Raw genomic sequence first — 17792 nt, forward strand, 5'->3', positions numbered from 1 at the left:
TTCACATTCTACTCGCTTCACGCCAAGGCACCAAATAAGTTCACCGATCCTTTTTTTAATCTGCTTGTTTTTCCGCCGCTTTTTCATCCATTCTGGCAAGCGGTGTCCCCTGCGAGGATAACACGCTTGGCGTCACCGTATGATCAGGCCGATACCAGGCGGCTTTTTTATCTTGCCGGTAACGCACAACATCGATCTGTTTTTGCACAATTCGCACACTGACTTGACCCGCTTCTGCGGTCGAGAGCCACGTAATGTCTCGCGCCTGATAACGCTGCATAATCGACGGTGACGGCAACGCCCAAGGGCTGTAACGCGCCACGGAAACCAAACCGTATTGCGGATTCATCGCGTCCAACCATGTCTGTGTTGACGACGTGGCACTACCATGGTGGGGCACAAACACAATGTCCGGTGCTAACGTTGGCTCATGCTGCGCCAAGATCAGCTCAGAAATCGCATCAATGTCCCCCGTCAGCAACACACTGGCCGCCTGTCCTGCCGCCACAGAGGGATCAGAAATATGAATGACACAGGAATGGGGGTTGGCGGCACGGCTCACCTGTTTTGGCGGCCATAAAACGTCAAACGATAAGCCCTGCCATTGCCAGTTTTCGCCCCGTACACATGGCAAGTACCCGGCACGCCGATCACTGCTGCGCTTCCAGCGCGGAGAAAAACGCGCATCGATATAATCCGCGCCACCAGCATGATCACTGTCGGCATGGCTTAAAATCAATCCGTCCAGTTGGGTAATGCCTCGCTGTTTTAATACGGGTTCGATCACCGAGCCAGCAATGCTGCCCATCGGCCACTGATCACCTGTGTCATACACAATGGCGTGCTGTCCGCGAGAAATGACCACAGCCAATCCATGCCCGACATCGAGCATGTCGATACGCCATGGCACAGAAGCGGTATTCATGGCCTCCCAATTCGCCTGTAACCCCGACTGACGATCCTTTGTCTCAGCAAAGAATAACGGTATGGATGAAAGGGCATCTAATGAACGGTGAAAGACCGGAAACGCCCACACCACACTGCAAATCAGCACGACGGTCACTAACACTCGACTTCGCCGCCAGGGCAGCAGCCAGCCCATTCCACCTACGGCCACGATACCGAGCAACAGCGGTAAGTGCGTGGTCGGTACCGCCCACCACTGTTCGGATGCCACGCTGGCAAAAACCAATACGGGTTGTAACGCAAGATCGGCCCCTTGCCACAATATGCTAGCCACCGAAACCCACCCCGAAAACACGATGGCAGCCAACACGAAAGGCACGACAATAAGGCTGACCCAAGGAATGGCGATAAAATTGATCACAGGGGAAAGCGGCGCAAAACCCCCAAACCAGATCCATTGCACCGGCAACATAAACAACAACAACGCCAGTTGCATCCATGCCGTCTTTTTTAATGTCTGCCAGATCCACTGGCCACGCGATATCAAGGGGGAGGCATCATGCTCACTGCGGCCAACACCCAAATGATGGGCGAGCAGGATCACCCCGACCGCACTGAACGACAGCCAAAAACCAGCAAGATAAGACGCCAGTGGATTGAGCGCCAGACTGATCACAAACACCACCAAGATGATCTGTCCACTCGGCCATCGAACACCGCCTCGCAACAAGCACAAGGCCAACAGGCTCATCATCAATGCACGTTGGGTCGGCAAGCTGAATCCGGCTAACCATGCATACCCCGCCCCACACATAATGGCACCCCACAGGGGTAACCAGCGCCAACGGGCGCTATCACCAAGAAGAAAACGCCCCAGACCGCCGCTCCCCCAGCCAAGCATCACCGCCAGCCCGATGTGCAAACCGGAAATCGCCATCAAATGGGCTAATCCACTGTCTCGCAGCAAGGCCCACGCGGTGTCATCCAGTAAATCACGGAAACCAAACCCTAACGCCAGTAAATACCCCTGATGAGCCAGCCCGTCAGTGTGCGCAACAGCCTGTTCAAATAGCCCTTGTCGCCAACCTGCAGGAGCTCCTTCACTGGCGGTTACGCGCTCTCCTTGATACACAATACCCGAGGCATGAATGCCTTTGCCGACAAAATGCCGCTCACGATCAAACCCCGCGCTGTTCACGCGGCCATGCGGTGGACGCAATTTCACACTTAATTGCCAGCGCTCTCCCTGACGCATCGTTGGCGCTGGTACACCCTGCTGCCAGCGCAACTGAAAACGGGATGTGATCCCCGTCTCGTCCGGTGGGCTCCCCCTTACCTCACTAACAAATTCAAACAATGTAACGTTATTGTTTGGATTTAATAGGCTACGAACCTCCCCGACTATGGTAATATGCCCCTGCTCTAGCGCAGCAAATTGGACGCTTTTAACATAGGATGTGGCGGAAAAATTCGCCAACAGCGCACCCACTGCGAACCAAAACAAGATTCGCTGATGGAAATACGCTAACACCATGCTGCCTATCATCAAAACAGAAACAAACGCATTATACTCTGGAAGTGATGGCCAGAAATGCAGCGATAACAGTCCAAGTGCAACCCCAGCTGTGTGACGCACCATGTCAACGCAGCCCGCAGAAATAAGAAAGACAATGCCTAGACAAGTCCTTAAACGATTCATGCCAAGCCACGAACTGATCAAGCGTCAAAAAGCCCTGAAGATTTTTGGCAACGTCCTGTATAACCCGAATTTGTGGTGCCTGAACCGCCGTTCGGCCTCGGGCGCGTTTGCAGTTGGCTTGTTCATGGCGTTCGTGCCTTTGCCAAGCCAAATGATCATGGCGGCCGGTTTGGCCATTTTGTTCGGTGTGAATTTGCCGCTGTCGGTCTGCTTGGTCTGGATCAGTAATCCCATTACGATGCCAGTCCTGTTCTTCGGCGCCTATAAAGTCGGGGCCTGGCTGATGAATACCCCTCACCAAGCGTTTCATTTTGAGCTGTCGTGGGAATTCCTGTTGCATCAGATGAATCAAATCGGTCCTCCCTTCCTGCTCGGTTGTATGGTCACCGGTGTTAGCTGTGCGCTTATCGGCTATTTTGGTATTCGAGGTTTGTGGCGCTATTCCGTGGTTCGCAGCTGGCAAAAACGTAAGTTCCGCGTGCTACGCTAATTTTTCTCACCCTTTTTACCGCACGCACTCATTTTGCACGCTCGCCAACGCCAAAGGCCGTCAGAAGCAAAAGAGCCAGATACAAAAAAACCTCGCAGTGCGAGGTTTTTTTATGCCTAACCGTTTTGTATACAACCCCCCATCACGGCGCAATGCCTTTCGATGGTAACGCAACAGCCGTAACAACGGTGAATGCAACACGCTGCGTTAACGTGAGCAGGCATGAAGCCAGCTCACGTTTTGACGCTAACGCACAGTGAAAACAGTACAGTGAAGAGTATGCAATAAAAACAGTGCCGTATTACTTGGCGCTCAATACAGCCGCCGGCTGTAACGCACTCGCCCGTTTTGCGGGGTACCACGTCGCCAAGAAACTCAGTACCACGGCTGTCACGGTAACTAACAGCACATCATGCAGCGCCAATTCTGTCGGCAAGAAATCGACAAAGTAGATATCACCGGACAAGAATTTATGCCCGACGATGCCTTCAAGGCCACGCAACATGCTGGTCAGATTCAACGCTACCAAGGAGCCCAATAGTGAGCCGATCAAGCTACCAATCACGCCTGAGAACACCCCATGCCAAATAAAGATGGAACGGATCAGCCGATCGGTCGCGCCCATGGTACGCAGAATCGCAATATCTGCTGAACGATCTTTCACGGCCATCATCAGAGTCGAGACAATGTTAAAGCTCGCCACTCCAATCACCAGTACCATCACCAAATACATGATGGTGCGTACCATCTGAATGTCGCGGTACAAATACCCGTATTTGTGGTTCCAGCTTTTCAGGTACACATACACGGGCAGTGTTCCGCCCACTTCACGCACAATCTGCTGAGCGTCCAAAACATTATCAACGTTCAGTTCGATGCCGGAAATACCGTCGCCCATCGACAGGTATTGCTGTGCATCTTTAAGGGGCACTAACGCAAAGTTATGGTCAATTTGCCCCGCCAAGGCCAACAACCCCACCACTTGCAAACGAATACGGTGCGGTGCTTTCAGCTTCAGGCTCGGATCAGGGTTCGGGATCATCGCGGTGATCCAATCCCCCACGCCAATCCCCAATTTATCCGCCACACCTTGGCCCAGAATGACCTGCTGCTTATCGGCTTCAAAATGGTCCCACGCATTGTCTTTCACGTACGTTGGCAACGCACTCACCGCACGTTGCTGCTCCGGATTCACCCCGCGCACTTCGACGGCTTTCAGGCTATTGCCCTTTTCCAGTAGTGCGGTGAACTGAATATACGGTGCTGCTGCCGTTACGCGCGGGTGTTTTTCAACCGTCTCCAGGATAGGCTGCCAGTCTTTAAACGGCGGTTGGACCGCTTCTAACTCCGCATGCGGAATCACCGACAACACGCGATTTTGGAGCTCTCGCTCAAACCCGTTCATGGCCGATAAACCAATGATGATCACGGCCACCCCAACAGCGATACCCAGCATGGACGAGATAGAGATGAACGACACCATGCGGTTACGTTGTTTCGCCCGACTAAAACGGCTACCGATAAATAATGAAAGCGGTCGGATCATCAAGCAGCCTCTACCTTAACCAGCTCGCCATCTTGCATATGCATGGTGCGATCAAGCTTGCCAGCCAGTTCTTTATCATGTGTCACCACCAAAAACGCGGTGCCCGATTCTTTATTCAAGGTGCGCATCAAATCATAAATTTCTAACGCGGTTTTGTGGTCCAAGTTACCGGTTGGCTCATCAGCCAACACCAATGCCGGACGGTTCACCAACGCACGGGCAATCGCCACACGCTGACGTTCCCCGCCACTCAACTCTGAGGGACGGTGCGCCAAACGGTGAGATAAGCCCACCAGCTCCAGCATGCTTTGGGCACGGCTACGGGCTTGTTGTGCCGACACGCCCCCAATCAACAGCGGCATCGCGACATTCTCTTCCGCACTGAAATCCGCTAACAAATGGTGGAACTGGTACACAAAACCAATTTCTTGGTTGCGCAATTTGGCTTGCTTGTTGGCACTCATGGCATTGAGATTCTGTCCTTTAAAGAACACCTCGCCCGCCGTCGGCTCATCCAATGCACCCAACAAATGCAGCAAGGTACTTTTCCCTGAGCCTGACGAGCCCACAATCGCCACCAATTCACCGGCCTCTAATGCAAACCCGACGCCTTTGAGCACCTCCGTTTCCAGTTGCGCTTCTTGATAAATCTTACGCAATCCCTGACAAACCAATAACGACTTACTCATAACGCAGTGCCTCAGCAGGACGAACCGATGCCGCCCGATAAGATGGAAATACGGTTGCTAGCAAACTCAATAAAATCGCGCCAGCAATCACAATCAAAATTTGAACCGGTTCAACAACGACAGGCAATGATCCGCCCGCCATGATCAAACTGCCACCGGTGACAGCCAACACACTGTTTAGGTTCATCGCCAATACCATACCAAGCAGGCCGCCGATGATCGCGCCAATCACGCCGCTGCTCGCGCCTTGTACCATGAACACCAAGAGCACCTGACGGCTGGTCATCCCTTGGGTTTTTAAAATGGCCACTTCCGCTTGTTTCTCCATCACCACCATGATCAAGGCAGAAATGATATTAAAGGCCGCGACACCAATGATCAGACCGAGCATCAGCCCCATCATGTTCTTTTCCATTTTGACCGCTTGGAACAGCTCACCGCGTTGTTCACGCCAGTCTGACCACACCATGTTGTCCGGTAACGGCTGGGTGGCCAGTTCAGACACCACAAACGGGTCATCCACAAACAAACGCCAACCGGTGATCTGATCTTTTTTCAAGCGCAACAAACGGCCAGCATCGTCAATGTTCGTGAGCATCAACATGTTATCGACATCTGACCCCGTATTGTAAAAACCGGCCACTTCAAAATTACGTTGGCTCGGGATACGCCCAATCGGTGTGTACTGGCTGGCACTGGTGACCATCAAGCGTACTTTATCGCCGACACCGACACCCAATTGATTAGCCAACCCTTGCCCAAGTAGGACGCGGTAACTGCCGGGCGTGAGCATCTCGAGTGCACCGCGGTTCACGTAATATTTCACGGGCTCAAATTGGGTGGGATCGACCCCCAGCAACATACCCGCGGCTAATGAGCTGGCACTTTGCAACACGGCTTCACCACGGGTGACAGGCACGACCATGTCCACGTGGGGCATGTCGGTTAAAAACGCAGGGGGCTGAGGCGTACGCGTGAGATGGCCATCCGGCCCGGAGACCACCACTTGTGGCATCACACCAAGAATGCGCGACTTCAGCTGATCCTCAAAGCCATTCATGACCGACAACACGGTTACCAATGACAGCACACCGATGGTAATACCAGCGGTAGACATATAGGAAACAAACCGGCTGAAACGATCGCCAGATCGTCCGCGCAAATAGCGTAACCCTATAAAAAACGATACGGGATGAAACATAGATTCAACAACAAACCATCCAGATAAAGACTGCCGCAAGGATACCCCTTGCCAACACCTTTTACCATTGACGTAGGCAAAAGTAATGTAAAAACAGAGGCTAAAATTGGACCAGTAACGGTCACTGACTTGCCCCCAAGCGAGAGCTAAGTGATAATCGAAGGATAGTTAATTTATAACGAGAGCAACATGAATCAGGACGAGTATTTTTCAGTCCATGCTGGATTGACCCTTAATGTAGAACCGCTCGCACCCGATGAATCGGTGCCCGAGCAAGCGGATTTTATTGCCGAAATCCCGCCCCTGTTTCGTGTTGCCAGTGAATGCAGCAGCCTTGATGACGACTTAGAGCGTGCTCTCACCCACTTTTCCAAACCCGAGGCCACAGGACTGACCCAATACTTAGCTGCCCAGAACAGTAAAATTAATTTGTTACTGTCTTTTGTATTGGCCCAGCAGGACGATCCGACGCAACGTTACACGACCCACACCTTTGGGGCGAGCCGTCTGACATACGGCGCATCGCAACCACTGGCTACGGGCACAGCGGTTCGACTGAAGATCTTCCTCGATAACCCAGCAGCGGCCGTCTACGCCTATGCTGAAGTCACCGATTGTCACACTGAACACGACCTTGTGACGGTTCATTTACGTTATACGCGACTCACGGAAGAGGATCAGGACCTGTTGATCCGAGCAGCCTTACTCTTCCAACAAAAAATTCTGCGCCAACGCGCGCAACAGCGATCAGAACATCAATAAGCCATGAAAGCACACTCCATACTCTCTCTCCCTTCCCCCCATAAAGCGGGAGACTGCCGATTCATCGGTAATATTTCGGGGGCCGCGCTGGCATTGTCGATTGCCGAATTGGCCGAATCCCATCAAGGCCCGCTACTGGCCGTGGTGCCGGATACTCAATCCGCCTTGCGCCTGCAACCGGAAGTCAGCCAATTCACAGCCAAAGACGTCACGGTTTTCCCGGACTGGGAAACCCTGCCGTACGATAACTTTTCACCGCATCAGGACATTATTTCAGCGCGTCTGTCGTGCTTGTATGGCCTGCCTCAGCAAAAAGACGGGATCGTCTTAGTGCCGATCAGTACCTTGTTGCAGCGTTTGAGCCCACGCGCGTTTATTCAGCAACATGCGCTATTGGTCAGTAACGGCGATCGCCTGTCGCTCGAAAAGCTGCGCCTGCAATTGGAAAACGCGGGTTACCGCCACGTGGATCAGGTGATGGAACACGGCGAATACGCCAGCCGAGGCTCGTTGCTTGACCTCTTCCCAATGGGCAGCAACCAGCCGTTCCGTATCGACTTCTTTGATGATGAAGTGGATTCCATTCGTCAGTTTGATCCCGAAAACCAACGTTCAACCGGTGAGATTGAACAGATCCGCTTGTTGCCTGCACACGAATTCCCGACCGACGAAGTGGCCATTGAAAGTTTCCGCATGCGCTGGCGTGAACGCTTTGACGCGCGCCGCGAGCCGGAATCCATTTATCAGCAAGTCAGCAAACGGACATGGCCAGCCGGTATTGAATATTGGCAACCGCTGTTTTTCGATGAAACAGAAACCCTGTTTGACTACCTGCCAGACAGCAGCCTGCTCGTCACTATCGGTCACCTTGAACCGGCGGTGGATCAGTTCTTAACCGATGCCGAATACCGGTTCGATCAACGCCGTGTGGATCCGCTGCGTCCGTTGTTGCCACCGAAAGATTTGTGGCTCAACAAAGAAGAAATGTTTACCCATTTCAAACAACTGCCACAAGTGCGGATCCGCAAAGACGCGGAGCCGGAAAAAGCCGGTCGCTTTAACCCGGCACTCAGTGCGGTGCCCGCGCTCACCATTAACCACCAGCTCAAAGAGCCGTTAGCGGAACTGCGCCGTTTTACCGAGCAATTTAACGGGAAGGTCATTTTCTCTGTGGCCTCTGAAGGCCGCCGTGAAGCCCTGCTGGATTTATTAGCGCGGATCAAGCTACGTCCGATCGTGTGCGCATCACTTACTGAAGCCATTGCGGCACCCGGCGCCTTTAGCTTAGTCATTGGTGCTGCCGAGCACGGTTTTGTGTTGGATAACCCAGCTATCGCCTTGATCTGTGAAAGTGATCTGCTGGGTGAGCGCGTGGTGCAACGTCGCCGCAGTGACGAGAAGAAAAGCGTTAATGCCGATACCATCATTCGTAACTTGGCTGAGCTGCAAGTCGGTCAGCCCGTGGTGCACCTTGACCACGGTATCGGTCGCTATCAAGGACTGCAAACCCTCGAAGCCGGTGGCATCAAAACCGAGTACGTGACCTTGGAATACCAAGGTGGTGCGAAACTCTATGTGCCCGTTGCCTCTTTACACCTGATCAGCCGCTATTCAGGCGGAGCCGATGACAGTGCCCCCATCCATAAACTGGGCGGTGAAACATGGGTAAAAGCACGCCGTAAAGCCGCAGAAAAAGTGCGCGATGTTGCCGCCGAACTGCTGGATGTGTACGCCAAACGCGAAATGAAACCGGGCTTCAAGTTCACGCTTGATCGTGAGGCGTATGCCGACTTTGCCACGGGCTTCCCGTTTGATGAAACCCATGATCAGGCGCTGGCGATTAACGCCGTACTGTCTGACATGTGCCAAGCCAAAGCCATGGATCGCTTGGTGTGTGGTGACGTAGGCTTTGGTAAAACCGAAGTCGCCATGCGCGCGGCCTTTGTGGCGGTCGATAACAGCAAGCAGGTCACCATACTGGTGCCCACGACCCTGCTGGCTCAACAGCATTTCGAGAACTTCCGTGACCGCTTTGCCAACACGCCGGTACGTGTCGAAGTGCTCTCTCGCTTTAAAACCGCCAAAGAGCAGAAGCAAATCTTGGCAGACATGGCTGACGGTAAGATTGATATTCTGATCGGTACCCACAAATTACTGAATGCTTCGGTGGCGTATCACGACCTTGGCCTGCTCATCGTCGATGAAGAGCACCGCTTTGGGGTACGTCAGAAAGAAAAACTCAAAGCATTGCGTGCCGATGTGGACATTCTGACCCTGACCGCAACGCCGATCCCGCGTACGCTGAACATGGCCATGAGTGGCATGCGTGATCTGTCGATCATTGCCACGCCACCTGCACGCCGCTTGGCGATCAAAACCTTTGTTCGCGAAAACGATGATGCCCTCATTCGTGAGGCGGTACTGCGTGAAGTCATGCGTGGCGGGCAAGTCTACTTCTTGCACAACGACGTCGATTCGATTGAAAAAATGGCTGACGAGTTGAGCGCATTGATCCCCGAAGCACGTGTCACATTTGCCCACGGTCAAATGCGCGAACGTGAACTCGAACGCATCATGAGTGATTTTTATCATCAGCGTTTTAACCTGCTCGTGTGTACCACCATTATTGAAACAGGGATTGATGTCCCAACCGCCAATACCATCGTGATCAACCGTGCTGATCACCTTGGCCTTGCGCAGTTGCACCAATTACGTGGCCGTGTCGGTCGTTCGCACCACCAAGCGTATGCGTACTTACTGACACCGCACCCGAAACGCATGACCAAAGATGCGGTAAAACGCCTTGAAGCCATTTCATCACTGGAAGATTTGGGCGCCGGCTTTACTTTGGCCACGCACGATTTGGAAATTCGCGGAGCCGGTGAATTGCTGGGGGATGAACAAAGTGGTCAAATTCAATCCGTCGGCTTTACCCTGTTCATGGAAATGTTAGAACAGGCCGTCGAGTCACTGAAAGAAGGCAAAGAACCGGCACTGGATGACTTACTGCGTCAACAAACAGAAATTGAACTGCGTCTGCCTGCTCTGCTGCCGGATGACTTCATTCCTGACATCAATACCCGTTTATCACTCTACAAACGCATCGCCAGCGCCGACAGTGAAAACGCATTGATGGAATTGAAAGTCGAGCTGATTGACCGCTTTGGCTTACTGCCAGAAGCGACCACCAACTTACTGACGATCAACAACATTAAGCTTAAAGCAGCCAGCATTGGGGTGCGTAAAATTGAAGCGGGTGAGAAAGGCGGGTTCATCGAATTTAATCAAAATGCTTCGATCAACCCCGGTTTTCTGGTCGGCTTATTGCAATCAGCACCACAACATTACCGGATGGAAGGCCCAACTAAACTGAAAGTCATGGCACCAATGAGTGACAGAAAGGATAGAATTAAGTATGTTGACGAGCTTTTAACAAAGTTGGCTGAAAACACCCTATAATAGATGGCACTTAAGTGCGGAGTATTCTCTTGAAAAAACTGATTTATTTGCTGCTCTTCGTCATTAGCTGGCCAAGTTTAGCGCGACAATTTGATGTCGAGGTTATCCTGTTCAAACGCAACATTGCACCGGAGCAGGTCAATGAATTATGGCCGGATCAACTGCCTGCGATAGATTACAGCACTGCGATTGATCTGGGTGATACCGCCAGCCTGAAAGCCCGCGGGATCCGACCAATGTCTTCGTCCCGTTTTCAGCTAAATGGCGAGTATAACAAGCTAAAGCAACATGCAGGGTTTACCCCGCTGGCCCATTTTGGTTGGCGTCAAGGCGATTTAAGCAAAGCGGCCGCACCTGAAGTCCACTTTGCCTACGGCAAAGATTTTTCTGGCCAATTCCTGCCAGACGGCACATCGCGTGCGTCTGCTCAAGCAGGCACCGCCAGCGACACGGGTAGCATGACGATCACCTCGGATAACAGCGGAACGGATACCTCGGCCACTCACTTGTCAGGCGCTGCCCTGTATGAGCTAGAAGGCAAAATGAAGGTTTACGTGCAGCATTATCTGTTCACCGAAGCCACCTTTGATCTGCGCGAGCCAAGCCGCCGTGAAGTGATTGTAGGCACCGAGCCGCTTGAGAATACCGGCATCGACCCTATGCTGACGCCATCAGCAGATGCCTCTCTCACCAGCAGCAATGTGCAAGTCGGCCATTTGCAAGCCGTGAACAAGCAAATTGAAGTGGAAGAGTTCCTTAAATCGTACCGCTTCGATCAGCAGCGTCAAATGGGCAGTAACGAACTGCACTACATTGACCACCCTCTGCTGGGCATGATCATTCAAATTCGCCGTCTGTAACGACGCGCGCATAATCCATCGAAACAGGCGACCGCAAGGTCGTCTGTTTTTTTATTCCTGCTTTTTTGTTTTTTGACGTCGCTTTTCTGCCTCAACATAATTGCATTTCCCTCGTGCTACCCTATTCTATTCCTTACTCTTTTCCCCCTCCTTTGAGACTGGCGGTGCCATGAAATTAGACTTTGAACTGGTGACGGAAAGACTGCGGCTTCGCCCGTACAAAAATGCCGATTTATTTTCACTGGTTGAGGCTATCCAAGATTCTCACGCGGCACTCTCACCGTGGTTAACCTGGTGTACCCCGCAATATAATCAAGACGATGCCCATGAATGGATCCATGCCAGCCAGCAAAACTGGCGCTACGATATCAGCTATGAGCTCGCTATTTTTGAGCGTGAGACAGACGAGTTTATTGGCAGTACGGCGATCAGTAACCTGTCGGAAATCGGCAACTCAGGGGAATTAGGCTACTGGGTACGAGAAAGTGCACAACGTCGCGGCTTTGCCACCGAAGCCTGTGTTGCGGTCAGCCAATTTGCGTTTCAAACCCTCGGGCTGACACGGCTCGAAATCGTCACCCATTTAGGCAACTTAGCCAGCCAACGTACGGCCTTAGCCTGCCGAGCACAATTTGAATGCACGGCACGCAATCGCATTGTCATGCATGATAAAGCCGTTAACGGTTTGCTGTTTTCTCTGATCCCTGCTGATATCATCGGGTAAGCCGGTTTGGCTGATTTTCCATGACTTTTCAGCATCCTATCGCTCTGCTACTATTGACCTATCGCTCTGCTGCTATTGAGTAGGTTATCCCTTTATCCTTGTAAGGACACATCGTGCTAAAAATTATTCTAACTATCGTACTTATTGGTCTGGTTATTTTCTTTATTCAGCGTTCAATGAGCAACAAACAGTCTGCCGCTGAAAATATCCAACTAGGCCAAACATTTCTGCTAGAAAACAAAGCTAATGAAGACGTGCAAACCACAGCATCAGGGCTGCAATACCAAGTGCTACAAACAGGCACCGGTACCGTTCACCCTAAAGCTACCGATAAGGTGACGGTGCACTACCACGGTACCTTGATTGACGGCACGGTTTTCGACAGTTCTGTTGATCGTGGGGAAACCATTCAATTTGGCCTGAACCAAGTGATCCCTGGCTGGACAGAAGGCCTACAGCTGATGGTTGAAGGGGAAAAAGCGCGCTTCTTCATTCCGGCAGACTTGGCTTATGGCAACCGTTCAATGGGCGTGATTAAGCCGGGATCTACCCTGATCTTTGATGTTGAGCTGTTCAAAATCAACTAAGGCGTTAACCGTTAAGCTAACGATCACACCACTCCATCGCTTTTTGAACGCATAAAAAAACCGCCATTTCGAGGCGGTTTTTTATTACTTTTTCATGACTCTCGCCATGCCTTGTGGCAAGGGGATCAGTGCAATTTCAGGTTTGGACGCAATACACGGTTGATACGTCCCACCAGCATCATCAAGCCTGTTTTGAATACACCGTGCAGCGCGACAAGGTGCATGCGGTAAAGTGAGATGTATACCACGCGAGCAATACGGCCTTCTACCATCATGGAGCCTTTGGTTAGGTTACCCATCAAGCTACCCACGGTAGAGAAACGGCTGAGAGAAACCAATGAACCGTGATCGCTGTACACGTAAGGTTTTTGCTCACGATCTGTCATTTTCGCCACGATGTTTGAGAAACAACGGCTTGCCATCTGGTGTGCCGCTTGCGCACGCGGAGGGACAAAGCTACCATCTTCCTGTACACACGATGCCAAATCACCGATCACGTAGATGTTATCATCGCGAGTGGTTTGTAGGGTGGGTTTCACCACTAGCTGGTTAATGCGGTTCGTTTCAAGGCCAGCAATATCTTTCATGAAATCAGGCGCCTTGATACCGGCTGCCCATACCATGATTTGTGCAGGAATGTGCTCACCGTCTTTGGTTGTCAAACCGGTGTGATCCGCTTTCGTGACCATGGTTGCGGTACGTACGTTCACGCCCAGTTTGGTCAACTCGCTGTGTGCAGCAGACGAAATACGCGGTGGCAAAGCAGGAAGAATACGCTCACCCGCTTCCACAAGGTTCACGTTCAAACGCGAACTGTCGAGATCACCAAACCCGTAATTACGCAGTTCTTGTACTGCATTGTGCAACTCGGCAGACAGCTCTACCCCTGTTGCACCGGCACCCACGATCGCGATGTCCACGGTTTTTTGATCTTTGTTAGCATGCAGCTTCAAAAATTGGTTGTTCATTTCCGTACGGAAACGGTGCGCCTGCTCTGGGCTATCAAGGAAGATACAATGTTCACGCACGCCAGGGGTGTTGAAGTCGTTTGACGTTGAGCCAATCGCCATCACCAAAATGTCATACTCAAGCTCACGCTCTGGCAACAACAGTTCGTCGTGCTTGTCGTACAGCGCCGCCAACTTGATCACTTTGCGTTCACGATCAATATCTTGCAAGCTGCCCATTTGGAAATCAAAAGAATGGTTTTTGGCATGTGCACGGTAGCTCAGGGCATCAACCCCTGCATCCATCGACCCCGTCGCCACTTCGTGTAACAAAGGTTTCCATAAATGGCTGCCCTTGCGATCCACCAACGTGACGCTTGCTCGGCCTTTACGGCCCAAGGTACGACCCAGTTTGGTTGCTAGCTCCAAACCGCCAGCGCCGCCGCCTACTACGATAATTCGCATCACAATATCTTCCTCTTATCTTATATAAATTTTTTCTGCTCAGAGCCTTACATCTACGTTTCATCCCTAAAATGAAGAGGATAATGCGCTGGCTAGCTGACTAATAATACCTATAGCGAAAGGCCCTTTGCCGTCTCGGCGTGCACTTCTGGTCACGATACAGGCGGCAAACCGCCGTCGCATGACACGAAGAGTGTGCTTGAGACGCACACAAAGGCATTGTGCTATAGATATGGGGCAAACGTGTTCCATCGTCTGCTGTAGGTAGGAGGTAGGTGGTGCTACTTTCTTATTATTATCTTGTTACCGTGTGGTCATTGTCGCGTGTGGACGACCGCGTTTTACTCTCATGCTGACTCACCGGCACAAAGCGAGAATGGTTATCATCCCCTTACATTTTGTGTGACGATTATCTAATATTTCCGCAATAGTTGGAAGTATATAAAGCAAAAAATCCGATAAATTTTCAAAAAAAACCGCAAAAATTGCTCTAGCGCATAGAATTGATTGCACTTTTAGTTGTGGCCTCATGCTTTTGTCATGAGGCCACCGATACATAAAGCACACCATTTATGCCGAACAACGAGCTGTGGCACGCAATACACGCTTTACGCATTAAAGGCTTTCAGCGTCTGTAAATGCTGAGAAATTTTCTTGAACTTATGGGTTTCGTTCTCATCCCAAATCACCTCGTAGTACGCAGCTAACGCTTGTTCTGACAAGGTGTTGTCCATGGTTTCATCATGACGCGAAAGGAACAACAATGCGTTGCCTTTATTTTTCGCGCGGAAATCAGATACGCACTTGGTGGCGATGTCGGCATACTCTTCCGGGCGGTCAATTTTCCCTTCCATGGTCGCTTCAGGGTACAGGTTGGGGTTAAACATCGCTTGTTTTATCCCACATAAAAAACCAATACGCTCCGCCCAGAAACCACCAAGCCCAACACCACAAATCAGGGTATTGTCTCTCCCGTTTGCTTCAATCAACCCGCTGACTTCTTTCAACAAGTGCGCCATATCATGCTTCGGGTGCTGGGTACTATAGGTGACGATCTTTACATCATCAATGAACTGCAGCTGCAATACTTTCTCGTGATTACCCGCACTGGTTGCATCATAGCCATGTAAATAAATAATCATCGTTAACGTCCTGTTTTCATTCTCGTTCTGGTGTTTTGCCTCAATAAGCCAGTGAAAGCCTGCCGTTCTCGAAGGCGCTTACCGAATGGCATTTACGTAAAGGTAACATTTACTCTTGTTTAATCTAACACTTTTTGTGAGGTTTGTTGACCCAACACTGTTTTACAGCGGGTTCTCGTACCCGTTGCCTCTCCATACCCGCTCACGCAGCGCGCTGTTATGCATCGCTACTGCTGGATTAACACCGCCACATCCTTGCGTAAATCAACCAGATTACGGTTCAAGGTATGGCGCTGCTTGTCACTCAACGAATGCTGCAACCGTAACATGAGTTCAAAACGGCGATTGAGGTACACATCCATCGCATTGCTGTGTTGCGCAGTGTTAAACGCAACAAGGTTACGCATCCATTGTGTCAGTTGTGTGGAAAAACCCGCTTGTGTGCGCTGAGCAAGCAACGATTGCCATGTCTGCCAATAGTGTTGCCGCATAGCCAGAAACACGGGTGTCATCTCAAGCTGGTACCCCGCGAGTTCTTTGAGCATGGCGCGCTGTTCTGGCGTACTCCGCCCCACCCAATCTTGCAGGGTGTCAATCAAGCGGTCGGTCCGTTTATCTAACCGTTGTGCTGGGGTCAGTGCTTTTCGTTCTGCATCCACCTCATTGAAACGCGCCTGAATTTCACGATCAAGTTCGGTAACCTGCCGATCACTGAGCAGGGATAGCATGGACGCCACCGGTTTCCCCACCATTGCAGCGGCATCTTGCCCGAGATCGGTAAACAAATAATGATACCGGCGGATTTGAGAGAGGGTCATAGGCGTCATCACATCCGCTTGCAGGCTATCAAGCGCACGATGAATCGCAGGCAGACCTTGTTTACGATGACGCTCCAGCGCCGTTTCCAACCCTTGATCAAGCACGCGGTCTTGCAGACGGGTCAAGTCCACATAATCATCAATACGGTAAGCAATAAGATAATCGAGGTTGTTGTAAGCAAACCGCGTCGTACAGCCAACCAGTAAAAGCAGTAAGCCACTGATCACTCCTGCCGCACGCCAAGATCGGCAAGCCCCCCAAGGCTGCCGAAGCGGTTTAGCAACCGACGGCTTTGGGGGCGTTAAGGGTGTGTCTGATCGTGAGTGTGGATGTAGATCGTGTATTGAATCTGGCTTCAGATGTTGATCTTGATTTTGGTGCGCTGATTTCACAGTCCCAGCGTGCGTCATCCTTCTCCCCCTTTAGCGATACACAACATGGTGATCATGATGCCTAGATTTAGTCTAGGCGAACACGCTTAAAGAATGGGCAAAATAACGGGGGATAAATCACGGGAGAGGGATCACAACCGACAATGCGGCGGATGTCGACTATCACGACCGCAGCGCGGCAGGCGACGGACTTTAGCGAGACAACAAGCGCTGCTTCAATGACAGGGCGCTGTCACGATACGTTTCATCGTCCCACAATTGGGCACCGACAAAAAACCACAACATGGCCAAATAATCACACCAGGGCAACCAGGCATTCACGGCCTCTAGCCAAACACGTGGCGCAGCTAACAGAGGTAATCCTACCTCTTCACGTTGTTGGCAATACTGAAATACAGCCGTTTCCACATCCCATTGGTTAGCACTGATCGTCAGCGCTAAATCCAACGATGGATCACCCGCCGCCGCATATTCCCAATCAATCACAGTAGGATCACCCGAAGGCGGTATGATCACGTTATATGCCCCGAGATCATGGTGACAACATGTCGCGGCAAACCACGGCTTAGGCGGTTGATATTGAAATTGCTGATGCAACGCACACAAATCAGCGTCTTGGTCTGCTGGCGCAATATGTGTCCAATATTTCACCGCACGCTCACGGCAGTCAAGCTGCCATGCCGGCGGGGCAATGGCATGGATCCTTGCTTGCAACTGCAACAATGTCGCCATCGGTAAATCGGCAGGGGCCATTACGCCCTCCACCCACTCCACCAGCAAACCCGTTTCACTGTAGGCGAACGGTGCAGGGGCTAGCGGCATGTCACACAAGGACGCTAACAACCGGTACTCGTGTTCACGCGATACACCAAACGCCGAAGTGGCCGCTGAACACGGCCGCCACACGCAAGTGTGTGTCGTTAACTGCACACGGTGTTGCAGCGTCACTCGCCAACAGCGATTACTGAGGCCACCACTTAACGGGGTGGCCTCAAGCACTATGAATGCTGGCCACGCCGTCTGTAGCTGTGTCACTAACGCGGCGGATTCCGGACCCGACAACAGGGACGGCGACATGCAATTATCCATGATGGCGTTCATCGC

Annotated in this window: 15 protein-coding genes; 7 read left to right on the forward strand and 8 right to left on the reverse strand. The window is 51.6% G+C overall.

Going from position 1 to position 17792, the window contains the following annotated elements; all coding sequences use genetic code 11:
- Positions 1-55: 55 nt before the first annotated feature.
- The gene (locus L4C36_RS03540; RefSeq protein ID WP_428476404.1) at positions 56-2605 is read right to left on the reverse strand and encodes a DNA internalization-related competence protein ComEC/Rec2; all 2550 of its coding nucleotides are present in this window, start codon (positions 2603-2605) and stop codon (positions 56-58) included.
- On the opposite strand from L4C36_RS03540, the gene L4C36_RS03545 reads away from it, so the two are divergent.
- Positions 2577-3095, forward strand: a complete 519-nt coding sequence (locus tag L4C36_RS03545) for a DUF2062 domain-containing protein (protein WP_428476405.1) — start codon at positions 2577-2579, stop codon at positions 3093-3095. The two genes, L4C36_RS03540 and L4C36_RS03545, sit on opposite strands and share 29 nt — an antisense overlap.
- 301 nt (positions 3096-3396) lie before the next feature.
- Here the strand turns inward: L4C36_RS03545 and lolE are convergent, their stop codons facing one another.
- The 3 genes from lolE to lolC are packed head-to-tail and all read right to left on the reverse strand — an operon-like array spanning position 3397 to position 6531.
- The gene (gene lolE / locus L4C36_RS03550) at positions 3397-4641 is read right to left on the reverse strand and encodes a lipoprotein-releasing ABC transporter permease subunit LolE (protein WP_428476406.1); all 1245 of its coding nucleotides are present in this window, start codon (positions 4639-4641) and stop codon (positions 3397-3399) included.
- On the reverse strand, positions 4641-5330 hold the full coding sequence (lolD, locus tag L4C36_RS03555) for a lipoprotein-releasing ABC transporter ATP-binding protein LolD (protein ID WP_428476407.1): 690 nt from the start codon (positions 5328-5330) through the stop codon (positions 4641-4643). The genes lolE and lolD overlap by 1 nt, the downstream gene beginning before the upstream one ends.
- The gene (gene lolC, locus L4C36_RS03560; protein WP_428476439.1) at positions 5323-6531 is read right to left on the reverse strand and encodes a lipoprotein-releasing ABC transporter permease subunit LolC; all 1209 of its coding nucleotides are present in this window, start codon (positions 6529-6531) and stop codon (positions 5323-5325) included. Before lolC ends, lolD begins: the two co-directional genes overlap by 8 nt.
- A gap of 189 nt (positions 6532-6720) precedes the next feature.
- Between lolC and L4C36_RS03565 the strand changes: the two genes are divergently transcribed.
- The 5 genes from L4C36_RS03565 (at position 6721) to bamJ (ending at position 12923) form a co-directional block, all read left to right on the forward strand.
- Positions 6721-7293 carry a PilZ domain-containing protein gene (locus L4C36_RS03565; protein WP_428476408.1) on the forward strand — a complete coding sequence of 191 codons (573 nt, stop codon included), beginning with the start codon at positions 6721-6723 and terminating at the stop codon, positions 7291-7293.
- Between the two features lie 3 nt (positions 7294-7296).
- A complete protein-coding gene (gene mfd, locus L4C36_RS03570) occupies positions 7297-10752 on the forward strand; it encodes a transcription-repair coupling factor (RefSeq protein ID WP_428476409.1) in 3456 nt (1151 codons plus the stop codon).
- A 29-nt stretch (positions 10753-10781) separates the two neighbouring features.
- Positions 10782-11612 carry a peptidoglycan binding protein CsiV gene (locus tag L4C36_RS03575; protein ID WP_428476410.1) on the forward strand — a complete coding sequence of 277 codons (831 nt, stop codon included), beginning with the start codon at positions 10782-10784 and terminating at the stop codon, positions 11610-11612.
- A 169-nt stretch (positions 11613-11781) separates the two neighbouring features.
- A complete protein-coding gene (locus L4C36_RS03580; RefSeq protein WP_428476411.1) occupies positions 11782-12336 on the forward strand; it encodes a GNAT family N-acetyltransferase in 555 nt (184 codons plus the stop codon).
- Between the two features lie 113 nt (positions 12337-12449).
- On the forward strand, positions 12450-12923 hold the full coding sequence (bamJ, locus tag L4C36_RS03585) for a BamJ family beta-barrel-assembly machinery protein (RefSeq protein ID WP_428476412.1): 474 nt from the start codon (positions 12450-12452) through the stop codon (positions 12921-12923).
- 125 nt (positions 12924-13048) lie between these two features.
- Here the strand turns inward: bamJ and L4C36_RS03590 are convergent, their stop codons facing one another.
- From L4C36_RS03590 to L4C36_RS03600, 3 genes are all read right to left on the reverse strand, one after another.
- Positions 13049-14338, reverse strand: a complete 1290-nt coding sequence (locus tag L4C36_RS03590) for an NAD(P)/FAD-dependent oxidoreductase (protein ID WP_428476413.1) — start codon at positions 14336-14338, stop codon at positions 13049-13051.
- Between the two features lie 605 nt (positions 14339-14943).
- Positions 14944-15477 (reverse strand): alpha/beta hydrolase YcfP, encoded by a 534-nt coding sequence (gene ycfP, locus L4C36_RS03595; protein WP_428476414.1) that lies wholly within the window; start codon positions 15475-15477, stop codon positions 14944-14946.
- A gap of 227 nt (positions 15478-15704) precedes the next feature.
- Positions 15705-16523, reverse strand: coding sequence for a DUF6279 family lipoprotein (locus L4C36_RS03600; RefSeq protein WP_428476415.1), 819 nt, complete (start codon positions 16521-16523; stop codon positions 15705-15707).
- 92 nt (positions 16524-16615) lie between these two features.
- Between L4C36_RS03600 and L4C36_RS03605 the strand changes: the two genes are divergently transcribed.
- Positions 16616-16753, forward strand: coding sequence for a hypothetical protein (locus tag L4C36_RS03605; protein ID WP_428476416.1), 138 nt, complete (start codon positions 16616-16618; stop codon positions 16751-16753).
- 127 nt (positions 16754-16880) lie between these two features.
- On the opposite strand, the gene L4C36_RS03610 is transcribed toward L4C36_RS03605, so the two are convergent.
- Positions 16881-17765, reverse strand: a complete 885-nt coding sequence (locus L4C36_RS03610) for a phosphotransferase (RefSeq protein WP_428476417.1) — start codon at positions 17763-17765, stop codon at positions 16881-16883.
- Between the last annotated feature and the right edge of the window lie 27 nt (positions 17766-17792).

This window comes from Photobacterium japonica, assembly GCF_050337005.1.
Taxonomy (GTDB): domain Bacteria; phylum Pseudomonadota; class Gammaproteobacteria; order Enterobacterales; family Vibrionaceae; genus Photobacterium; species Photobacterium japonica.

What these genes read in the sequence shown, in the direction of transcription:
- L4C36_RS03545 (WP_428476405.1), top strand. Translation starts at nt 2,577, where the DNA reads ATGCCTAGACAAGTCCTTAAACGATTCATGCCAAGCCACGAACTGATC.
- L4C36_RS03540 (WP_428476404.1), bottom strand. Translation starts at nt 2,605, where the DNA reads ATGAATCGTTTAAGGACTTGTCTAGGCATTGTCTTTCTTATTTCTGCG.
- lolE (WP_428476406.1), bottom strand. Translation starts at nt 4,641, where the DNA reads ATGATCCGACCGCTTTCATTATTTATCGGTAGCCGTTTTAGTCGGGCG.
- lolD (WP_428476407.1), bottom strand. Translation starts at nt 5,330, where the DNA reads ATGAGTAAGTCGTTATTGGTTTGTCAGGGATTGCGTAAGATTTATCAA.
- lolC (WP_428476439.1), bottom strand. Translation starts at nt 6,531, where the DNA reads ATGTTTCATCCCGTATCGTTTTTTATAGGGTTACGCTATTTGCGCGGA.
- L4C36_RS03565 (WP_428476408.1), top strand. Translation starts at nt 6,721, where the DNA reads ATGAATCAGGACGAGTATTTTTCAGTCCATGCTGGATTGACCCTTAAT.
- mfd (WP_428476409.1), top strand. Translation starts at nt 7,297, where the DNA reads ATGAAAGCACACTCCATACTCTCTCTCCCTTCCCCCCATAAAGCGGGA.
- L4C36_RS03580 (WP_428476411.1), top strand. Translation starts at nt 11,782, where the DNA reads ATGAAATTAGACTTTGAACTGGTGACGGAAAGACTGCGGCTTCGCCCG.
- ycfP (WP_428476414.1), bottom strand. Translation starts at nt 15,477, where the DNA reads ATGATTATTTATTTACATGGCTATGATGCAACCAGTGCGGGTAATCAC.
- L4C36_RS03610 (WP_428476417.1), bottom strand. Translation starts at nt 17,765, where the DNA reads ATGTCGCCGTCCCTGTTGTCGGGTCCGGAATCCGCCGCGTTAGTGACA.